This window comes from Microbacterium sp. SLBN-154 (assembly GCF_006715565.1).
In the GTDB taxonomy this organism is placed as follows: domain Bacteria; phylum Actinomycetota; class Actinomycetes; order Actinomycetales; family Microbacteriaceae; genus Microbacterium.
Genome location: NZ_VFNL01000001.1, coordinates 1115982 through 1136099, shown reverse-complemented (window position 1 = coordinate 1136099; position 20118 = coordinate 1115982). Strand labels below are relative to the sequence as shown.

Here is a 20118-nt window from a genome sequence, read left to right as displayed (position 1 = left end):
ACAGCTGGAGACCGCATGAACGCCACCCCGGCCGCGACCGCCTCGGCCAAACGTCCCACCATCGTGGACGTCGCCCGCCACGCCGGGGTGTCTGTCGCCTCCGCGTCCAAGGTGCTCCGTGATGCGTACGGCGTGAGCGCCGAGATGAAAGAGCGCGTCCGCGCGGCGATGAAAGAGCTGGACTACCGACCCTCGGCCGCCGCCCGAGCCATGCGCGGGCAGACCTACACGGTCGGCCTCGTGGTCGCCGACATCGACAACCAGTTCGTCTCGCTCCTGGTCGACGGGATCTCCGATGCTCTCCGGGCGACGTCCTACGACGTCCTCATCGGTCCCGCGGGCAACGACGCCGCCACGCAGGCGCGGATGATCGACGCCCTCATCGAGCACCGGATGGACGGGCTGCTGCTGTTCGCCCCGTATGCGTCCGCCGCCAAGCTCGCCGAGGTGGCCGCCCAGACTCCCACCGTCGTCATCTCGCGCCACGGCCTGGCACCGGAGTACGACACCGTCGCCGGAGACGACCTCGGCGGCGCTCGCGCCGTCATCGACCACCTCGTCGAGCTGGGGCACTCGCGCATCGCGTTCGTCGGTCACGACGACGGTCCCGGGCTCGACCCGCTGTCACCGCAGCAGATGCGCGAGCGGGGCTATCGCGAAGCGATGGCAGCGCACGGTCTCGTCGACGAGATCGACATCGTGCGAACCGCGTGGAGCGAGAAGGGCGGCCACGACGCCGCTCGCGAGATCCTCGACCGAGCGGACCGGCCGACGGCCATCTTCGCAGGAGCAGACGTCGCCGCCATCGCGCTCATGAGCGAGTGCGCCGACCGCGGCATCTCGATCCCCGATGAACTGTCCCTGGTGGGGTACGACAACACCCGCATCGCGGCGCTGCGGCCGGTGTCGCTGACGAGCGTCGACCAGGGGGCGCGTGACATCGGTGCCGTCGCGGCGACCCGGCTCCTGGAGCGGATCGCCGGCCGCACCCAGAGCACGCAGTCCGTCCACCCCACGACGCTGGTAGTGCGGCGAAGCACCGCCGCGCCGCAGCGCGTCGCTCAGGTGCGCTGACCCCCACCGGGCGCTGTCGCGGCCCGTTCGTACCCATCGCCCGGGATCGGGAGCACGTCCTCGACCTCGATCTGGCGGAGGACGAGGCGCCGCATCAGGTCGGCGAGTATGTCCCGGTGCTCGGGTGCCGCAGAGACATCGCGGATCTCCGCGGGATCGGTCGGCAGGTGATGAAGACGGATGACGGGCGTCGCCGCATCGGCGTGTTCGACGATGAGCTTCCACGGCCCTGAGCGCAGCATCCTCATGCGCCCCGCCTGGGTGACCGCGTTCAGCTCATCGAAGGTCGGTGCGCCGTCGGGTTCACCCCCGAAGGGAAGGCCGGGAAGGGGGCGCCCGTCGAGCCCTCGAGGCGTGAACCGCGCGCCACCGATTCCCTGCTCGCCGTAGACGTCGTCGAATCGAGCGCTCCGTTCCGACGCCGTCCACACTCCCCGCAGAGTCCGGCCCTGCACCCCGAGGGGCACGTCGACGCCGAGGTAGTCGCACACCGTCGGGAGGATGTCGGCGAGACTCACCAGCTGCGCGTCGATGCGACCCCGCGCCGCAACGTCGGGACCTGAGACGACCAGGGGCACGCGCATGAGGAAGTCGGATATCCCGGCACCCTTGCGCATCAGGCCGTACTCCCCGAAGTAGTCGCCGTGATCGGAGGTCACGAGAACGAGCGTGTCGTCGAGAACGCCGCGTTCGGCGAGCCCGGCGGTGAACCGTGCGATCTGATCGTCGATGAGGCGGAGCATGCCGAGGTAGTTCGCGCGCGCACGCGGGATCTTCTCGCTGTAGTCGGGCTCCCCGCTCTCACCGATCCGGCGCAGATGCCGGTATTCGAAGGGGGCGCCGTCGAGGAACTCCGCGCCCACGCGCGGGTCGGGGATGTCCTCCGGCGGGAAGAGGTCGAAGTAGCCCTCCGGCGCCTGGTAGGGATTGTGCGGTTCGGGGAAGGCGAGGTAGAGCAGGAAGGGAGCGTCCGGTTCGAGCGCGTCGAGCCACCCCAGCGCGTGACTGACCAGACGGTGCGGATTCTGCACCTCGACGCCGCCCGGCGACGGCGAGGTCGACGTGCGATGACGCAGGTGCGTCAGCCACTCGTCGAAGGCCTCCTCCTCCGCGCTGCGCGGACCGGTGATCTGCCCGTTGTGGCTGAACTCGATGTACTCGTCGACGTCTCGGGCCTCGAGGTAGGTGTGGTTCTTCCCCACCAGAGCCGTGGCGTAGCCCGCGGTGCGGGCGACCGAGAAGATGTCCGCCGTGCGAAGAGCACTGTCGCGGGCCGCATTCTGCGTCACTCGGTGGGCGCTCGGGAACCGCCCGGTGAGCACGCTCGTGCGCGCCGGGGCGCACACCGGTGCTGTCGTGTACGCACCCGAGAACCACGCGCCGCGCTGCGCCAGCGTGTCGACGAAGGGCGTCACATCCAGGGGGTACCCCTCCCGCCGCGTGAGGTCGGCGCGCTGTTGATCGGTGATGATGACGACGACGTTCGTGTGCCTCATCCCTCGTTCGCCTCGACCTCGGCCTCGGCGTCCGCCTCGACATCGACGAGCCGCACCATCGTCCACGACACCGGCGGGAGGCTCACCGTCAGCGCACCCGGCTGCTGCCGGAGGGAGCGGTTCGGTCGCGGACCGACCCGGTCGGGGAAAGCGGCGGAGTTGTGCGCATCGAGATCCGGGTCGTGGAGCGTCACCGCTTCGGCCACGCCGAGCACGGCCAGCGCGCCGCTCAACTCGACGGTGACCTCTGCCGCGGCCGACTCATGACGATTCACGAGGAAGACCGCGCCCCCACGGCCGGGGTCATGCGTTGCGGCGACGGAGACGTAGGGCGTGTCGCCGTGAACACGGGTGTGGTGACCGGGGGTATCGATCACCACATCGAGGCTCCGCCCTCGGGCATGGCGCGCGGTCAGCGCGAACGGATGGAAGGTGGCCTTCCGCCACGCCGGCCCGTCGTCCGGAGCGGCGATCGGTGCGATGACGTTCACGATCTGGGCCAGCGAGGCGCTTCGCACCCGGTCGGCATGCCGGAGCAGCGACATGAGCAGGTCTCCGACGACCACCCCGTCGGTCACGGTGTAGTCCTCCTCGCTGAGCGGGGGCGCCAGGGGCCAATCGTCCGCGGCCCGGGGCAGCTGCTCCGGCAGGCGGGACGAGTACCACACGTTCCATTCATCGAAGGAGACCGCGATGGTCTTGGTGCTCCCCCGCACGGCTTTGACGTGATCCGCCGTCGCGACGACGGCGTCGATGAAGCGGTCCATGTTCACCGCCGAACCGAGGAACGAGGCGCGATCGCCGGGCTCCGGTTCGTAATAGGCGTGACACGAGAGGTAGTCCACGTCGTCGTACGTGTGGGTGAGGACCACCTTCTCCCACTCCCCGAAGGTGGGCATCGCGGCATGCGAAGACCCGCAGGCCACCAGCTCGAGATCCGGATCGACCTGCCGCATGGCCTTCGCAGTCTGCGCGGCGAGGATGCCGTAGTCCTCCGGGGTGCGCTGACCCAGTTGCCAGGGACCGTCCATCTCGTTTCCCAGACACCACATCTTCACGCCGAACGGCTCTGTGCGCCCGTTCTCAGAGCGCCACTGCGACAAGCGCGTCGGCGCGGAGATGTTGACGTACTCCAGGAACTCGATCGCCTCCCGTGTGCCGCGCGTTCCCAGATTGACCGCGAGCATGAGTTCCGCATCAACCTCGGCGAGCCATTCTGCGAACTCGTGGACGCCGACCTCATTGGTCTCACTGCTGTGCCAGGCGAGGTTCAGACGCGTCGGCCGAAGCTCCCTTGGGCCGACGCTGTCTTCCCAGTGGAAGCCCGAGACGAAGTTGCCGCCCGGATAGCGGACGGTGGTCACACCCAGTTCGCGGACGAGCTCGATGACATCGCGCCGGAACCCGCGCTCGTCCGCGCTGGGGTGCCCGGGCGCATAGATGCCGCCGTACACCCCGCGGCCCATGTGCTCGACGAAGCCGCCGAACAGACGCCGATCGATGTCGCCGACGACCCGTTCGGAGTCGAGCGCGACCCGCACGCGCAACCGCTCATCCCGGCCGCTCAGGTCGCCCGCCACCTCTGCGCGCTGCATGGACATGGTCATCCTTTGACCCCTCCTTCGGTGAGCCCGGCGAGCACCTGGCGCTGGGCGATGATGTAGACGATCACGAGCGGCAGGCTCGACAGGACCACGTGGGCGAAGACCTCGTTCCAGCGGATGATGTTCATCGACGCGGAGGCGAACGAGAACAGTGCCACCGGCAGTGTCGCGTTGTCGGGACCACGCAACAGCAGCTGGGCGAAGAACAGGTCGTTCCACACGGCGATGATCAGCAGCACCGCGCCGACGAACATCACCGGCCGCAGCAGCGGCAGGAGGATCTGGAAGAACGTGCGCACGCGCGACGCACCGTCGATCGCCGCCGACTCCTCGATCTCCATCGGAATGCCCTTGACGAACCCGGTGGCGAGGAAGACGAAGAGGCCCATCTTGGTGCCGATCATCATGAGCGCATAGCCCGCCAGCGACCCGTCGATGCCCAGCGTCGTCAGCACGAAGATCGTGGGGATCACGGCGGGCGGGAGAAGGATCGACAGCGCGCTGAGGTAGTAGAGACTCTGCAGCGTCATGGAGCGCGAACGCGCATAGGCCCATGCAGCCATGGCACCGAGGATCAGCACCGCAGCGATCGTGGGGATCGCCACCAGCAGGCTGTTGCGCAGACCCGTGAGGTAGTTGCCGTCGGCGAAGACGGCGGCGTAGTTCTCCAGGAGTCGCCACTCCTCCGGGAGCCCGAGGGTGAGGTCGGCCGCGGCCCGCTCGGTCTTGAACGAGTTCACGACCAGCAGCCAGAGCGGAACCAGTACCCAGGGAACGGCGAACAGAGCCAGCAGGAGATAGCGGATGCCGCCGGCGATGCCGGTCCGGCGCGCGAGACGGGAGCTCATGCGGAGATCTCCCGTCTGCGCAGCCACGAGACGAGGGGGATCGCGACGACGACCACGAGGAGGGTGACGAAGAGATTCAGCGAACTGGCCACGCCGAAGAACGAGTAGCCGAACTGCTGCACGACGGCGAAGTTGAGTGTCGAGGTGCTGTCGCCGGGTCCGCCCTGCGTCATCGATGCGACCACGTCGTAGGCGGTGAGTGCACCGATCAGGGTCGTGACCACGTTGAAGGTGAACGCGGGCGCGAGAAGCGGGAACGTGACCTTCCAGAACCGCGTCCAGGGCGGCGCCCCATCGATCTCCGCCGCCTCGAGAAGCTCGCGCGGCACGCTGTTGATGCCGGCGATGTACACCAGGGTGGCGATGCCGCACCACTTCCAGGCATCGACGAACGCGACCGAGAACAGCGCCCAGACCGGGTCGCCGAGCCAGGCGAAGCTGAAGCCGGGGACGACCACACCGATCGCCGCGTTCAGCGGCCCCTCCGGATCGAGGATCGCCCGCCAGATGTAGCCGCCGGCCAGCGGCGAGATGAGCACCGGGAGGAAGAAGAGCGAGCGGAAGAAGGTGTTCCCCCACGTCGTGTCCCGCAGCGCGAAGGCCAGCGACAGACTCACGACGTTCTGCACGAGCATGCAGATGACGGCGTACACCACCGTGACGGCGGTGCTGGTCCACAGGATGCCGCGCGAGGCGAGGAGCTCGAAGTTCGACAGTCCCACGAAGGCGATGTCCGACGAGTATCCGGTCCACGACGAGAAGGCGAACGGGAGGTTCAGCAGGAACGGAACGGTGAAGAAGACGCAGATGAGGACGATCGAGGGGATGATGAACGGCCACGTCCGGCGGGTGACACGCCGCCGGGGGCGAGGCCCCGCGGGGAGCGCCGAAGCACTCCCCGCGGGGCTGCTCACCGGAGGGGCCTGGAGCTGCGTCACCATCCGTCGATTCCGGCGGCGCCGGCGGCCTGCTGCACCGACAGCGCCAGTTCCTTGGCTCCGTCGATGGGGTTGGACTGGTCGGCGAGGATCTTCGTGGTGACGTCCTTGAGCACCACGAATCCGGGGATTCCCGCGTTGACGCCGGGAGAGGCGGTTTCCGCCGCCTCTTGGAAGGACAGCTGCAGCTCCGAGAATCCGTCGGGGGTCGTCGCGCCCTCGTAGACGGGGAAGAGCGGACCGGAGTCGACCATGTCCTGGTACCCGGCGCCCGTGGCGAACTCGATGAACTCTCGCGCAGCCGCCTCTTTCGCGGCATCCCCCGTCTTGGGTGCGTAGAAGGTGCCGAAGGGGCCGTAGTTGGCCGTCGCCATCTGCTCCGACAGGGACAACCCGACGAAGCCGACGGTCTCATCGAGCAGGTCGCGGTCGCCGCCGATGTAGGTGACCAGGCTGTCGTAGAAGTTCGAGTGCAGAACCGTCACCGCGGCCTCGCCGTCGATGACCGCGGCCAGGGAGTCCTCGAAGCTGGTGGTGGTCGCGTCGGCGTTGAAGCAGCCGTCCGCCTTGAGGTCGGAGTAGAGCGTCAGCCCGGCGACGAGCGGCCCGTCCGGGTCGTCGAGGGTCTCCTCCTTGCTCAGCACCGCCTCGGCGTAGGCACCGTCCTGGTTGGCTTCCGCCATCGACAGCAGCGGGATGAGCTGGGTGGGCCACCCGCTCGCGCCCGACTCGATGATCGGGTCGATCCCCGTGCCCTGCAGTGAGCTGCACATCTCCACGAGGTCGGCCATCGACCTCGGAGGCTCCAGGCCGTTGTCGGCGAGAACGGCCTTGTTGTAGTAGAAGCCGTAGACCTCGGGGAACTGCGTGATCGCGCCGTAGACGGTGTCGTCGATGGTCACGGTGGCGAAGGCCTTCGACACGAAGTCCATGTCGGACAGGTCCTGGAAGTTCTCCGCGGGGTTGAGGGGATACACCAGCGAGGGAATCGCGTGGTAGGTGAGGATGTCGGGGCGGTCGCCCGTGGCCCACCGCGTGGTCGTGGCGTTCTCGAAGCCGTCGCACCGGATGTCGACCAGCTCGAGGGTGATGCCCGACTCCGCCTCGAAGGCCTCGTAGAGTCCCTCGACCTCGGGGGTCACGCATGCCCCGTGCCAGAGGGTGAGTGATGTCACCTCCTCCCCGGCATCGGTCGATTCTGCGGTACCAGCGCATCCGCTCACGGCGAGCGCGATCACCGCGACGCCGGACGCGGCCATGAGGCGACGATCAAGCATGTGACACTCCTTCGGGTCTCGCTCTCGAACAGAGAACGTTCTCGAAGAACGTTATCGAAGAACGTTCTCTACGACAAGGGTTTTTCGTGGACTGCTGCGCTGCGGGCGACCGGCGGTCAGCGTGCGACGGTGCGGAACCCCGTGTTGCCCGTCGAGGAGTCCGGCGTGTTCGCCGAGCGGGCGGCGTTGCGAAAGCGGTCGCAGTAGGAGGGATGGCAGAGGTAGCTGCCACCCCGGATGACGCGGGCGTGGCCGCCTTCCGGACCGCGCGGATCGCGGCGAGGCGAGACGTCGTAGTAGCCCGGGTCGTACCAGTCGGCGCACCACTCCCAGACGTTGCCGACGCACTGCCATAGTCCCCAGCCGTTGGGCGAGAATGTCCGCACCGGAGCGGTGGTGAGGAACCCGTCGTCGCCGGTGTTGGAGGCCGGGAAATCGCCCTGGAAGATGTTCGCCCGCCAGTCGGCGCCGTCCACCTCGGCGTCCCCCCAGGGGTACCGTGCGACCTCCTGGCCGCCGCGTGAGGCGAACTCCCACTCCGCCTCGGTCGGGAGGCGCCGATCCGCCCACGCGCAGTACGCGGATGCGTCCGCCCAGCTGACGTGGACGACCGGGTGATCGGCGCGCTCGTCGATGCCCGAGAGCGCACCGTCCGGATGACGCCAGTCCGCGCCCCGGACCATGAGCCACCAGGGCGCACCGCTCACGGCACCGATGACATCATCCTGCGGACCGCGCAACGCCAGGTGGAATACCGCCGAGCTCCCCCAGTGCTCGGCGTCGGTGACATGTCCGGTGTCGTCGACGAATCGGGCGAAGTCCGCGTTGGTCACCGTCGTCACGTCGATGCGGAATGTGGACAGTTCGACCTCATGAACCGGCCGCTCGTTCGCCCGCGCCGGGACGAGGTCGGACGACTCGCCCATGAGGAATGTGCCCGCGGGGATGACGGCCTGTTCGATCGCGTGGGTCACGTCATCGCTCCCTCCCGTCGGCGTACCGCGCGACGAGATGATCCCGCACGAAAGACGCGGCGTCCTCCACGATGCGCGCGGCGACCGCACTTCCCTCCACCCCCTGGGCGCCGTGGAACGTGCCGGGATAGTGCCTCAGCTCGGTCGGCACCCCTACGCCGATCAGTCGGCGCGCGAATGCGATCCCCTCGTCCCGCAGGGGGTCGAGATCACGGGTGGAGATCAGCGTGGGCGGGAACCGCGAGACATCCGGAAGGTGCGCGGGCGCCGCCTCGGCGGGACGGGAGTACCGGATGTCGCCGAGGTAGATGTCCCAGCTCCATTCCGCCAGGCCCCGGTTCCAGATCGGCGTCGTGGTGAACCGCCGGGCGGAGGCCGTGGTGAGGTGATCGTCGAGCACCGGTTCGAGAAGCGCCAGGAAGTCGGGCCGGCGCTCCTCGCCGACGCGCGACACCACCCCGGCGGCGAGCGCTGCCCCCGCGCTCTCACCGTAGATGCCGAGCGGCCCGGAGCCGAGGCCGAACCGGCCGGGGTCGGCGACCAGCGCCCGGTACGCCGCGGTGCAGTCATCCAGCCCCGCAGGGTAGGGGTGCTCCGGCGCCAACCGGTAATCGACGGCGCACACCACGGCGCCCGTCCGCTCGCTCAGCTGCGCGCACACCGCGTCGTAGAGCCTCGCGCTTCCCATGAAGAAGCCGCCGCCGTGGATGTGAAGCACCGTCCCCGCCGACTCGCCGGTGGGCGGCCGGTGCACGCGGAGCTCGCGCTCGCCCCCGCCGTCCGCGGCGATCAGGTGCACCTCCGCCGCCCGCGCCGGGCGCCGTGTCATCGACGACGCCATCAGCTCCCGCAGCGCCGCCACGTCGCCCGGGCGGTAGTCGGGCACCTCATCGAGCCGGTCGGCGAGTTCCCGCAGCATCCGATCGCGACCGTCGACGACCTCGTGGTCGGTCATCTCACTCCTCAGCGCTCCTGGTCGATCTCTCGCGCCTCGAGCGGGAGCCCCGCCATGAGGTGGATGAGATCACGAGTGCCCACCGTGTCGGCGTCGTCGTCGAACGACACCCGGCCGAGGTTCAGCACGACGACCCGGTCGGCGATGAGCTTCACCGACTCGACGTCGTGCGTGATGATCAGCACCGCCGCCCCGGCATCAGCGAGCGACCGTGCGAGCTTCAGCACAAGCGAACGCTGGCGCACTCCCAGCGCGGCGGTCGGCTCGTCGAGGATGACGACCTTGACGTCGTCGACATCGGTGCGGGCGATCGCGACGCACTGCCGCTGCCCGCCCGAAAGAGCCGACACCGGCGCGAGGTAGTCCTCCAGCGAGATGCCGAGCGACCCGAGCCGAGTCCGGGCCTCGGCGATCGCCGCCGACCGGTCGAAGACACCGAGACTCCCCCAGCCCCACTTCACGGGTTCGCGCCCGAGGGTGAGGTTGTAGGCGGCGCCCAGGTTCGGGGCGACGGCGAGGTCTTGATAGACCGTCTCCATGCCGAGGTCGCGGCGTTCGAGCGCGCCGCGGTCGACGATCGATCCCACGTCCTTCAGCTCGATGTCGCCGGCGTCGGGTCGCACGAGCCCCGAGATCATCTTGATGACCGTGCTCTTCCCGGCGCCGTTGTCGCCCAGCAGGCAGGTCACCTGGCCGGCCCGCAGCGAGAAACCCACCTCCGACACCGCGGTCACCGCGCCGTATGCCTTGCGGAGCCCCGTGGCCGACAGCGCGATGTCGCCCGCGGGGACGTGCGCGACGAGTTCGGCGGGATCGACCAGGCCTTCACGGTCACCGCCCTGCCGGTCTTCTGCCGCCTTGCGCGATCGACGCCTCCGGTACTCGTTGAACTGATCCGCTCCGAGCGCGAGGAGCAGCACCGCCCCGCCGATGACGGTCTGCCAGTAGTCCGAGATGCCGACGAAGATCAGGCCCGCGTTGAGGATTCCGATGGTCACCACGCCGAAGAACACACCCAGCGGCCGGCCGATGCCGCCCGAGAAGCCGACGCCACCCAGGATGACCGCGGTGATCACCGCGATCTCGAAACCGCTGCCGAGGTTGGGGCTCGCGCTGCCGAGCCGCCCGTAGGTGAGGAGGGCGACGAGGCCGATCGAGCCGCCCATGTAGACGTAGAGCAGCACGAGGTGGCGCGGCACGTCGACGCCGAGCGCTCCGGCCGCGCGCGCATCGCCGCCGATGGCATAGCTGCGCACCCCGCCGACCGTCTTGGTCAGCGCGAGAGCGCCCAGGATGAAGACGATGAGCGCGACGATCACGATGATCGGGACGCCGAGGATGCGCAGACGCCCGAGGAGCGCGATGTCGGCGGGCAGCTCGAAGATCGGCCGTGACTGCGTGATGACGAACGCCAGCCCGGTGTAGACCCCGAGAAGGGCGAGGGTGACGATGATGGGCGAGATCTTCAGGATGCGGACGAGCAGCCCGTTCGCGAGCCCGAGGAGCAGCCCGAGGGCGATCGTCGCGACGACGCCGAGCCAGAAGCTCTGCGTCTCGCGCATGACCCACGCGCCACCGACGGCGACGAGCGCCATCATCCCGCCGATCGACAGATCGATCTGCCCGGCGATGATGAGCCTCGCCATCGCGATGGCAGCGATGAGGGTGCCCGAGATGTTGACCAGGATGGTGGTGATGTTGGCCGCGCTGATGAAGGTCGGATTCACGGTGGCGAAGAGCACCACGAGCGCGGCGGCGAGCACGACGAGACCGGCGCGCCCGGTGGCGCCGCCGACATGCGTCGTGCGGCGCCACCGGACCCGGGGGCTCTTCGCGGCGGAGAGCGCGGAGGTCATTGCGGGTTCGTCTCGTTCCAGTAGTCCTGCCGGGTCTCGTAGCTGATGCCGCCGAGCGGCTGCAGGTACGTGTCGAGCCGCTCGTCGAACGCAGTCGCGGGGTCGGCGACGTCGGCGTTGTACTGCTCGATCGCCTCGGGGCTGTCCAGCTGCACGGCGTTGATGATCGTCAGTGACGGGATCGTCTTCCCCTCGAGCCAGTCGGCGCCCCAGACACCGGCGGCGTACCCGACGACCGAGAAGTTGAAGGCGTAGGTGGCCTTGTACGGACCCCCAGCTGCGATCATCTCCAGCGCCTGCGGCTCACCGTCCGAGCCGAAGAACGCCATGGCGTTCACATCGAAACCCCCAGCCTCCACGGCAGACATCGCACTGAGCACGACCGGGTCGGGGCCGATCACCACGTCGATGTCGGGGTTGGCCTGAAGCACGGTGCTCATCGAGGTGAAGCCCGAGTCGGGGTCACCGGTGTCCCACAGCACGTCGGCGACGACCTCGACGCCCTCCTGCTCGGCGAGCACGTCGCGGATCGCGTCGAAGCGGGGTTTGATGTTGGGGAGCGAGTCGAGGTTGAAGATCACGACGTTGGCCTCGCCGCCGAGATCGGTGTCGACGTAGTCGGTGACCGCGGCTGCGATCTGCTCGCCGATCTGCTCCTGGTTGGCGACCATCGGCATGGTGGACGGGCCGCTCGAGAGCGTGAAGACGGCTGCGCCGGTGTCCATGATGTCCCTCACGACCGGGCGCTGCGCGGCGACATCCACATCCCAGACGAACATCGCACCGACGCCCTGGTTCTGCAGGGACCGGAGCTGATCGACGTTGCGGGCGGGGTCGTTGTCGGCCACGGTCTCGGTGAAGGCCAGCCCTGCCTCATCGGCGGCCTCTCCCATGGCGCGCGATGTGGCGGCGAACACCTCGACGTTCACCACGTTCATCGCCGCGGCGAGCCCGCCGTCGAGCGGCGGCGCCTCACCGGTCTCGTCGCTCGGCACGAACGGTTCGGACGGGCGCTCCGAGACGCCGTCGCCGACGCCGCTGTCGGCGGGGCCGTCACCGCCTCCCGCCCCGGGAGCGGCATCGACGGAGCATCCCGCGGCGAAGAACATCGCGCCGATCAGGACCGCCGGAACGAGGGTGCGCCGGGCCACACGGCCGTCGGCGTTTCTGCTGCGCATCATCGCGCACCTCCATCGGTGAAAGGGATCGTCCGGCGCGGGTGCCGCCGGTCGGTGGTGTCAGCATGACAAGGAGCGAGCGCCGGGCGCATCCGCCGCCCGTCGGGCATCTCTCCCCATTCTCCCGACGGCCTGCACGGCCGCTGCGGGCGACGACGCGGCATGCTTGTCGATATGACCTCCGACGATGACGTCGCCCCACCGCAGGAGTCCGCCGCGCAGGAGGCGCCTTCGCCGGCGGCCGCGCCGGCCTGGAGCCGCTACGCCATGGATGAGGAGATCGGGGCCGGTGCGGTTCTGCTCGCCGACGCCACCCTCAACGACGTCGACGCCTTCCGCAAGACGTGGCATCGCATCTCCGTCCAGTCATCCCCCGCCCTCCCCACCGATGTGACGGAGTCCACCCTCGAGCTCCCCGGCCCGGCCGGCGCGATCTCGGCGACGGTGTTCGCCCCGGCGGAAGCGGGCGAGGCATTGCCCGGCATCCTGCTCATCCACAGCGGGGCGTTCGTGGGCGGGTCCACCGCCTCCGTCCGCGGTCAGGCCATCGACCTCTGCCGGGAGGTGGGGGCGCTGGTGGTCGCGGTCGAGTACCGGCTTGCGCCCGAGCATCCCTATCCGGCGGCGGTCGATGATTGCGATGCCGCCTGGCAGTGGCTTTCCGCCCCCGGGAGTGGGCAGTGGCTCTCCGCCCCCGGAAGTGGACTGAATGTCGACCCCGCGCGCCTGGCGATCCATGGAACGAGCGCCGGAGGCGCGCTCGCCATCGCGGTCGCGCTGCGAGCCCGCGACCGGGGCGGGATCGCCCCTCGCCTGCTGTTCCTGAATTCGCCCGAGCTGGATGACCGCCGGTCCAGCGCCAGCATGGCGAAGTTCGTCGACACACCGGGGTTCACCGCGCGCGACGCCGAGATCAGCTGGCGCCTCTATCTCGGCGACATCACCCCGGGCTCGGATGAGGTTCCGGCAGACGCGGCACCGGCGCGCGCGGAGAACCTGCGAGGCCTCCCGCCTACCTACCTGGCGCTGATGGAATTCGACCCGCTTCGCGATGAAGGGTTGGCCTTCGCCGGCAAACTGCTCGCCGACGAGGTCCCCGTGGAACTTCACCTCTTCCCTGGCACGTTCCACGGGTCATCCGCTCTCGCGCACGCGGAGGTGTCGCGTCGGGAACTGGACGAGGAGGTGGCCGTGCTCCGCCGCGCCCTGAGTGGCGGCGGGCGGTCGTGACCCGACCACGACCGTGCGGCCGCGGCGGGAGGACAATGGACACGGAGGAGGACGATGAAGGCCCTCTTGATGAAGTTGTCCGCGATGGATTCCGACGCCGAGGCGGCGCTGCGGGTCATCGCCTACTTCGACGCGCTCACCCTGCGCAGCGCGACACCCGAGATGATCGTGCGCGGCACGGCGGCCCTGGCCGAGACGGCGGCGGGCCTGCGCACCGAAGACGGGGTCGAGCACCGCTTCGCTCCTGACGGGCGCCGACTGTCGTCGTCGTCCGACGGACGCCGCCGTCGTGAGCAGCGTGCGGGTTCGACGACGGTGTGGCTCGAGCGGGAGGACGCGCCCGCGGCGATGGACGACCTCATCCTCGAGCGCTTCGCGCTGGCGGTTCGCGCTGTCGGCTCCGACCGGCGCGAGCGCACCGACACCGTCGATACCGCCCTGGTGGAGACCGCACTCTCGCACCGAGAGCCGCTCGAGGAGCGCAGCCTCGCCCTCCGGCGGCTGGGCTTGTCTGCTTCCGCCCAGGCGTGCGTCGTGGCGATCGCGCCGGCCGGTTCGGTCGAGAGCGCCGGCGAGGTGGGCTCGGGAATCCTGGGGATGCTGCGGCGCAGCCACAGCGCGCGCGGCGCGATGCTCGGCGGTATGTCTGCGGCGATCGTTCCTCTCGCCGCGACCGACCCGGGAGCTGCGCGCGAGGACTTCCTCACTTCGCTGCGTTCCTCGCTGGCGGCCGCGCCTGCGCCGGTGCGCGTGGGAGTCGGCGGAGCGATCGGGGCCTTCGACGCGCATCGCAGCTGGGCGCAGGCCCGCCTCGCCCTGCGCTTCAGTTCACCGAATCGGCTGGATGCCGCGGTGATCGACGCGGAGCAGCTCGGAGCGCTCTCGGCCCTGTCGACGGTGGATGCCGCGGTCTGGCAGCGCGATCCCCGCGTCTGCGCGCTGCGGGACTTCTCCACCACCGAGAACGGGCGGATCGACCTGGCCGTGCTCGAGATGTACTTGGCTCACGGGTCGCTCCGCCTGGCCGGCTCGGCACTCCACATGCATCACAGCAGCGTGGCCTCGCGCCTCGCCCGCGTCGAGGAGCGGCTGGGACTGGATCTCACCAATCCGCAAGACGTGTTCGACGCGCGGCTCGGGCTGATTGCGCTTACCCTGCTCGAGACGGCCGGCGACCAGGCCGAGGCGCCTGCCGCGGCGGCAGGCGACCCGGTCTGATCTGACGCGGCATCCGCCGCACAGACCTCAGATCTCCTGCAGCAGCGCCTGCATCTCGGCGATCTCGGCGGTCTGGCTCTCGACGATCGACTCGGCGAGCGCCCGCATCTCGGCATCCTCGCCGTCTTCGATCAGGTCTTCCGACATCTCGATCGCGCCCTCGTGGTGCCTGATCATCTGCTCGAGAAAGAGACGCGCGGCATCCTCGCCCTCCGCCGCGTCGAGAGCCTGCATGTCACCCTCGGACATCATCCCCGAGTGCCCCATGCCGTCCATGCCCATGTCATCCATGTCGCCCATGCCGATGCCCTCGGCGTCGAGCCACTCCTGCATCTGCTCGATCTCCGGACCCTGCGCAGCCTTGATGCGCTCGGCCAGCGAGGTGACGCGCTCGTCGATGTCATCCTTCGCCAGGAGCATGTCGCTCATCTCCACCGCCTGCTCGTGGTGGGGGATCATCATCATCGCGAACCGCGCGTCGGCGCTCATCGGCGCGGCTTCCTCGCTCGAAGAATCGTGCCCGCCGTGCTCTCCCATCTGTTCGCCGGTCGATACCGTGACACATCCGGTCAGTGCGAAAGTCAACGCGACCGCGGCGGCCATACCGGCGACGGATCGCCTGTTCGACGTCTTCATGTCATCCTCCTCGTTTCCCCCAGGGTACCCCTCCCCGGTATCGCGCGGGCCGGGCGAGGAGCATTCCCGAGGCGCTAAGGCACCACGATGCTGAAGTCGGAGTCCCCGCGCTCGAGCACCCCGAGCAGCTGTACGAGCAGCGCCACATCGCCCGATACGCCCAGCCCGGCTCGTCGCGCACCCGCGACATCCCCCGCCGCCAGCGGTCCGAGCGCCGCGCGCGGCACCGAGACCATGACCGCGCACTCCCCCTCGCCGTCGCGCACCGCGGTGAAGACGCCGTTGCGAAGCGTGGCGCGGTACACCTCGCCGTGGTCGGGGAAGATCCACCCGATCGCAAGGTCGAGCTCCCACGCGGAGGGCCCGTCGATCTGCACGGCCAGCGCGTCGAGGAACTGCCGCGGTGAGAGCGCGCTGAGCACATCGGCCGACATCGACACCGGCGTCCCTCGGCTCCCCACCCGCAGCTCGGCCGCGCCCATGAGGTACGCGTTGCGCCACGTGCCGTTCTCGCTGCCGAATCCGAGCTGCTCGAGAACGTCCGCAAGAAGGGCACGGGCATCGGGATGACCCGGGCCGGCGAACACGGCATGATCGAGCAGCTGCGCGGCCCACCGCAGGTCGCCCTCCGCGGCGGCGCTGCGCGCCCGGTCGACGACCGCGTCGACCCCGCCCATCGCGTCGACGTACCGCTCGGCCTCGGCCCCGGGCGGATGCCGCCACAGCCGCGCCGGATTGCCGTCGTACCAGCCCATGTACCGCTGGTAGATCGCTTTGACGTTGTGGCTCACCGAGCCGTAGTACCCGCGGGCATGCCAGGCGCGCTCGAGCGCCGGCGGGAGGCGGAGCTGCTCGGCGATCTCGATTCCCGTGAGCCCGCGGTTCAGTAGGCGGAGGGTCTGGTCGTGCAGATAGGCGTACAGGTCGCGCTGCTCGCCGAGATACTGCAGAGCGCGCTCGCGCCCCCAAGTCGGCCAGTGGTGCGAGGCGAACACCACCTCGAGCCCGTCGCCGAAGAGCGCGATCGCCTCGGTGAGATACCCGGCCCACGCGCGCGCGTCGCGCACGAGCGCCCCGCGGATCGTAAGCACGTTGTGCAGGGTGTGCGTAGCGTTCTCGGCGATGCAGAGCGCCCGGGAGTCGGGAAAGAAGAGGTGCATCTCGGCGGGCGCTTCCGAACCGGGTGCGAGCTGGAACACCATCCTCACCCCGTCGATCGTGCGCTCCTCTCCGGTCCGGGTCACGAGGTCGGTGGGCGGGATGAGCGTCACCGTGCCGGTCGAGGTCGTCTGCCCGAGCCCCGCGCCGACGCTTCCGCGCGGTCCTTTCTCGAGCACGGCGCCGTACATGTACGCCGCGCGGCGGGTCATCGCCGTGCCGGCGGAGAGGTTCTCCGAGATCGCGTGCTCGAGGAATCCGTCGGGCGCGAGCACCCGCACCTCGCCCGCGTCGACGGCCGCCTGCGTGGTGACGCCCTTCACCCCGCCGAAGTGGTCGACGTGGCTGTGCGTGTAGATCACCGCAGTGACCGGCCGGTCGCCGCGCACCGAGCGATACAGCCCGAGGGCGGCTGCGGCGGTCTCGGTCGAGATGAGCGGATCGATGACGATCACCCCGCGCTCGCCCTCTACGAAGGTGATGTTCGACAGGTCGAGCCCGCGCACCTGGAAGATCCCGTCGACGACCTCGAAGAGCCCCTGGCGGGCGACGAGCTGAGATTGCCGCCAGAGACTCGGATGCACCGTGTCCGGCGCCTCGCCATCGAGAAACGCGTACGCGTCGGCATCCCACACCACCGCGCCCGCCGCGTTGCGCACCTCACCGGGAACGAGTTCCGCGAGCAACCCGCGATCGGCGTCGGCGGCGTCCTGCCCGTCGGCGGGGGGTGCGTCTCGCTCGATCACGGCCCGACCGTCGGATCCGGTGGCCGTGGGGGTGTCGGCGCCGGCGGCATGGCCGGCGCGGAGGGCTGCGGCGCGGGCTGCGCGGACGCCGGCGGAGCGGTCTGCGCGGAGGCCGACGCGGACGCCGGCGGCGCGACCGCAGGCGGCACGGCCGGCGCAGCTGACGGCGATCCGCTCACCGCCGCGCCCGGCACCGACAGCGCCCCCGCGGCATCCCGTGCCCGTCGCTCCACGTGCCACGGCCGCTGCCGGTGCACCTCGAGCAGTTGGGCTCCGAGTCCGAACAGCACCATCGCCACCCACACCAGGATGTTCAGCCACGGGATCTGCAGGCCGATGATGAGGAGCACACCGCCGGCGAGCGCCGACACGACCGGCGGCACCCGGTCGCGGAAGATGAGACGCCCGAGGTAGTGCGCGCTGTAGATGAAGGTCGCCAGCACCATCAGGGTCCACACCAGCAGCCCGGCAAGCGCAAGAGGGAAGCCGACCACGGTCACGGCGAGCACGAGCAGCGCCGGCGGCACGGCGATCGCGCCGATGAATCCGACCAGCAGCGCCTTCCACGGCGACGGCATGAGGTGATCGGTCACGCGGTCGAGCCACCGCGGAATGAGCAGCCCTGCCGCGAGGGTGATGAGGCTCAGCGACACCAGCGCGAAGAGCGCGCCGAGCAGCCACCCGGCGAACACCGCCCACGGCGAGACCTCCATGCGCGGCGTCTCGGGCGGTTCGATCCGCTCGATCGACCCCGCCACCGCGCCGTCGGCGATCCGCGCCTCGTCTCCGCTGACATACGTGAGGTCGCCGCCGATCGATCCGTCGACCCGCAGCCGCTCGGTGCTGAGGTACACATCTCGACCGACGTCGCCGGAGACACTCGTTGCCCCCGTCGCCCCGACGACGTCGGCGTCGATGAGCGCGCCCTCGTCGACGCGCAATGATTGGGCGAACACGGTGGCGCTTCGCATCACCTCACCGCTGATCGTGACCGCCTGCCCCGCGAGCCGGACGTTGCCGTCCACCGTGCCGGTGATCGTGATGGTCTGCGCGGCGGCGATGATGTCTCCGGTGACGTCGCCGCTGACGGTGACGCTCTGGCCGGCGGCGTAGACGTCACCGTCGACGGTGCCCGAGACATCCACGGCGACGCCGGAGTAGAACTGGGGCCCCTCTCCGTCGTTCGGGGGCGCGACTGCGATCGTCGCCGGCGTGCCCAGGGCGGCACCGCCGGTGCCGAGGAGCAGGATGACGGTCGTCACCGTCACCGCGAGAAGCGGCCGCGCGACGCGTCGCCACGTCGTTCGCGCGCGGGGAACAGGCTGCGTATCGGTCATACGCCCACGGTCGTCGCGCTCGCGCGCCGCGGGCGGGTCCAACGTCCCGCCGCTCCGCTCGCGCGCCGCCCGCCGCGGCGCCGTGCCGCTGCGTGCTGCCTGCCGCCGCCCGCCCCCTGCCGCCCTGTCGCGCCGCCGCACGCTCCTGATCACGGGAGCCACCCCAGGTCTACGCGGGCGCCGGCGAGGGCGGCGCGCCTTCGACGGTCTTACCGCGCGAGCCCCAGGAATGCCATCACGCTGCGCTCAACGTCAGCGAGTTGCTCCGATGTCACGCGCCCGACTCGGGTCACGACGCTGGCTCGCCGGACCGTGGTCGGCTTATCCACCATCACGTCGCTGTCGCGGTCGAGACCGGACAGTCCGCCCGCAGAGATGCGGATGCGCAACAGTGGGGCGTCAACCAACTGACTCGTCAAGGGAAGAACCGTGACGGAATCCGTCGCCGCGTACGCGTCGTCCTGAAGGATCAACGCTGGTCTGGGCTTTGATGCATAGACACCGCCGGCGACGGTCCAGAGTTCTCCACGAATCACTCGTCGTCCCAGGGCGCCGCAACCGCCTCTATGAACGCTTGGTCGTCGGATGTGCGATCGGCGTGAGCGACGAGAGCCGCCTGCCGTGCCGCCTCTGCCGCGAAAGAAGGCGTGCGCACATCGGGAACCCACACCTGCACGGGACGAAATCCGCGCTCCCGCATACGGCGCCGATGTTCGCTCACCCGCTCTCTCACGGACATGCCTCCAGTGTTACATGTAACGCATCGTGGGGCAACGCGCCTTCGCCGCACCCCACCCCAGCGCACACCCCCACCCGCTGACATATTCTGCGCGCCGGCGCAACCTCCTCCCCGGCCGCCGCCGAGGAACGCAGACTGAAGCAATGGCTTCATCACTGGCCCCCGATCCGACGACCGATGAAGGTCGTTCCGCACCCCTCTCCTACGGCGTCCTGTGGTCGCGTGTCGAAGACGGCTTCTACGTCGCCAACCGCGACGGCGTCTTCCTCGGCTATCTCGACCGCGAGGCCGACGGCACCTATCGCGTCTTCAACGGCCGCTCCCGCCTGGTCGGCGCGGCGCCCGACCGCCGCGCGGCGATGGACGCGCTCCTCGCCCATCACGACCAGGAGGCGACGGCATGAGCATCACCAGCGGCGATGAGCTCGTGTCGGTCGTCTACGTCAGCAGGGCCACAGCGGATGTCGGCGACGACACCCTGCGCGACATCCTCACCGAGAGCCGCGAGAACAACGCCCAGTCGGGCGTGACCGGCGTTCTGCTCTACCGTGACGGCCAGTTCGTGCAGGTGCTCGAGGGTCCGCGCGACTCGGTCCAGAGCCTGGTGGCGACGATCACGGCAGATCCGCGGCACGGCGACATCCGCATCGTGCTCGACGAGCCGATCGACGAGCGTCAGTTCGGCGACTGGACGATGGAGTTCCGTCCCGTCGCGACACCGCAGGCCGCGTTGCCCGAAGGGTTCCACGACACCTTCGATGATCTGGATGCTGCGGAGAGCCCCGACCGCGCCGCCCGCGCCGTCCACGACATCGGGCTGTGGGTCAAGGCGCGCACACCCCGGGGTTAACCCG

19 protein-coding genes are annotated in these 20118 nt (G+C 69.7%); 5 read left to right on the top strand and 14 right to left on the bottom strand.

Annotated features, from left to right (window positions below):
* The first annotated feature begins 15 nt into the window (after positions 1–15).
* Positions 16–1074 carry a LacI family DNA-binding transcriptional regulator gene (locus tag FBY40_RS05710; protein WP_141937101.1) on the top strand — a complete coding sequence of 353 codons (1059 nt, stop codon included), beginning with the start codon at positions 16–18 and terminating at the stop codon, positions 1072–1074.
* On the opposite strand, the gene FBY40_RS05705 is transcribed toward FBY40_RS05710, so the two are convergent.
* From FBY40_RS05705 to FBY40_RS05665, 9 genes are all read right to left on the bottom strand, one after another.
* Positions 1062–2570 carry a sulfatase family protein gene (locus tag FBY40_RS05705; RefSeq protein ID WP_141937099.1) on the bottom strand — a complete coding sequence of 503 codons (1509 nt, stop codon included), beginning with the start codon at positions 2568–2570 and terminating at the stop codon, positions 1062–1064. The two genes, FBY40_RS05710 and FBY40_RS05705, sit on opposite strands and share 13 nt — an antisense overlap.
* Entirely contained in the window at positions 2567–4165 is a 1599-nt protein-coding gene (gene arfA, locus FBY40_RS05700; RefSeq protein WP_141940040.1) for an arabinosylfuranosidase ArfA, read from the bottom strand. Before arfA ends, FBY40_RS05705 begins: the two co-directional genes overlap by 4 nt.
* Before the next feature lie 8 nt (positions 4166–4173).
* Positions 4174–5022, bottom strand: a complete 849-nt coding sequence (locus FBY40_RS05695) for a carbohydrate ABC transporter permease (RefSeq protein ID WP_141937096.1) — start codon at positions 5020–5022, stop codon at positions 4174–4176.
* The gene (locus FBY40_RS05690) at positions 5019–5963 is read right to left on the bottom strand and encodes a carbohydrate ABC transporter permease (RefSeq protein ID WP_141937093.1); all 945 of its coding nucleotides are present in this window, start codon (positions 5961–5963) and stop codon (positions 5019–5021) included. Before FBY40_RS05690 ends, FBY40_RS05695 begins: the two co-directional genes overlap by 4 nt.
* Positions 5957–7237 (bottom strand): ABC transporter substrate-binding protein, encoded by a 1281-nt coding sequence (locus FBY40_RS05685; protein WP_141937091.1) that lies wholly within the window; start codon positions 7235–7237, stop codon positions 5957–5959. Before FBY40_RS05685 ends, FBY40_RS05690 begins: the two co-directional genes overlap by 7 nt.
* 116 nt (positions 7238–7353) lie before the next feature.
* The gene (locus FBY40_RS05680; protein WP_235014610.1) at positions 7354–8211 is read right to left on the bottom strand and encodes a formylglycine-generating enzyme family protein; all 858 of its coding nucleotides are present in this window, start codon (positions 8209–8211) and stop codon (positions 7354–7356) included.
* Between the two features lies 1 nt (position 8212).
* The gene (locus FBY40_RS05675; protein ID WP_141937089.1) at positions 8213–9166 is read right to left on the bottom strand and encodes an alpha/beta hydrolase; all 954 of its coding nucleotides are present in this window, start codon (positions 9164–9166) and stop codon (positions 8213–8215) included.
* An 8-nt stretch (positions 9167–9174) separates the two neighbouring features.
* A complete protein-coding gene (locus FBY40_RS05670; protein ID WP_141937087.1) occupies positions 9175–11022 on the bottom strand; it encodes an ABC transporter permease subunit in 1848 nt (615 codons plus the stop codon).
* Positions 11019–12203: a sugar ABC transporter substrate-binding protein gene (locus FBY40_RS05665; RefSeq protein WP_141937085.1), complete on the bottom strand. Its 1185-nt coding sequence runs from the start codon at positions 12201–12203 to the stop codon at positions 11019–11021. The genes FBY40_RS05670 and FBY40_RS05665 overlap by 4 nt, the downstream gene beginning before the upstream one ends.
* A 171-nt stretch (positions 12204–12374) precedes the next feature.
* Here FBY40_RS05665 and FBY40_RS05660 point away from each other — a divergent pair, with 171 nt between their 5' ends.
* Together FBY40_RS05660 and FBY40_RS05655 are read left to right on the top strand one after the other, a co-directional pair.
* Positions 12375–13430 carry an alpha/beta hydrolase gene (locus FBY40_RS05660; RefSeq protein WP_200829932.1) on the top strand — a complete coding sequence of 352 codons (1056 nt, stop codon included), beginning with the start codon at positions 12375–12377 and terminating at the stop codon, positions 13428–13430.
* Positions 13431–13514: 84 nt separating this feature from the next.
* Complete coding sequence (locus tag FBY40_RS05655; protein WP_160141361.1) at positions 13515–14648, top strand: PucR family transcriptional regulator; 1134 nt, start codon at positions 13515–13517, stop codon at positions 14646–14648.
* A gap of 27 nt (positions 14649–14675) precedes the next feature.
* Here the strand turns inward: FBY40_RS05655 and FBY40_RS05650 are convergent, their stop codons facing one another.
* From FBY40_RS05650 to FBY40_RS05630, 5 genes are all read right to left on the bottom strand, one after another.
* A complete protein-coding gene (locus FBY40_RS05650; RefSeq protein WP_235014607.1) occupies positions 14676–15284 on the bottom strand; it encodes a DUF305 domain-containing protein in 609 nt (202 codons plus the stop codon).
* A 74-nt stretch (positions 15285–15358) separates the two neighbouring features.
* Positions 15359–17188: an alkyl/aryl-sulfatase gene (locus tag FBY40_RS05645; protein ID WP_141937082.1), complete on the bottom strand. Its 1830-nt coding sequence runs from the start codon at positions 17186–17188 to the stop codon at positions 15359–15361.
* Positions 17185–18525 carry a polymer-forming cytoskeletal protein gene (locus tag FBY40_RS05640; protein WP_235014604.1) on the bottom strand — a complete coding sequence of 447 codons (1341 nt, stop codon included), beginning with the start codon at positions 18523–18525 and terminating at the stop codon, positions 17185–17187. The genes FBY40_RS05645 and FBY40_RS05640 overlap by 4 nt, the downstream gene beginning before the upstream one ends.
* A gap of 209 nt (positions 18526–18734) precedes the next feature.
* Positions 18735–19061 (bottom strand): type II toxin-antitoxin system PemK/MazF family toxin, encoded by a 327-nt coding sequence (locus tag FBY40_RS05635; protein WP_141937080.1) that lies wholly within the window; start codon positions 19059–19061, stop codon positions 18735–18737.
* Positions 19058–19264 carry an antitoxin MazE-like protein gene (locus FBY40_RS05630; protein ID WP_141937078.1) on the bottom strand — a complete coding sequence of 69 codons (207 nt, stop codon included), beginning with the start codon at positions 19262–19264 and terminating at the stop codon, positions 19058–19060. Before FBY40_RS05630 ends, FBY40_RS05635 begins: the two co-directional genes overlap by 4 nt.
* Before the next feature lie 143 nt (positions 19265–19407).
* On the opposite strand from FBY40_RS05630, the gene FBY40_RS05625 reads away from it, so the two are divergent.
* Together FBY40_RS05625 and FBY40_RS05620 are read left to right on the top strand one after the other, a co-directional pair.
* Positions 19408–19668 carry a hypothetical protein gene (locus FBY40_RS05625; protein WP_141937076.1) on the top strand — a complete coding sequence of 87 codons (261 nt, stop codon included), beginning with the start codon at positions 19408–19410 and terminating at the stop codon, positions 19666–19668.
* Positions 19665–20114 carry a BLUF domain-containing protein gene (locus tag FBY40_RS05620; RefSeq protein ID WP_141937074.1) on the top strand — a complete coding sequence of 150 codons (450 nt, stop codon included), beginning with the start codon at positions 19665–19667 and terminating at the stop codon, positions 20112–20114. Before FBY40_RS05625 ends, FBY40_RS05620 begins: the two co-directional genes overlap by 4 nt.
* Positions 20115–20118: the final 4 nt, after the last annotated feature.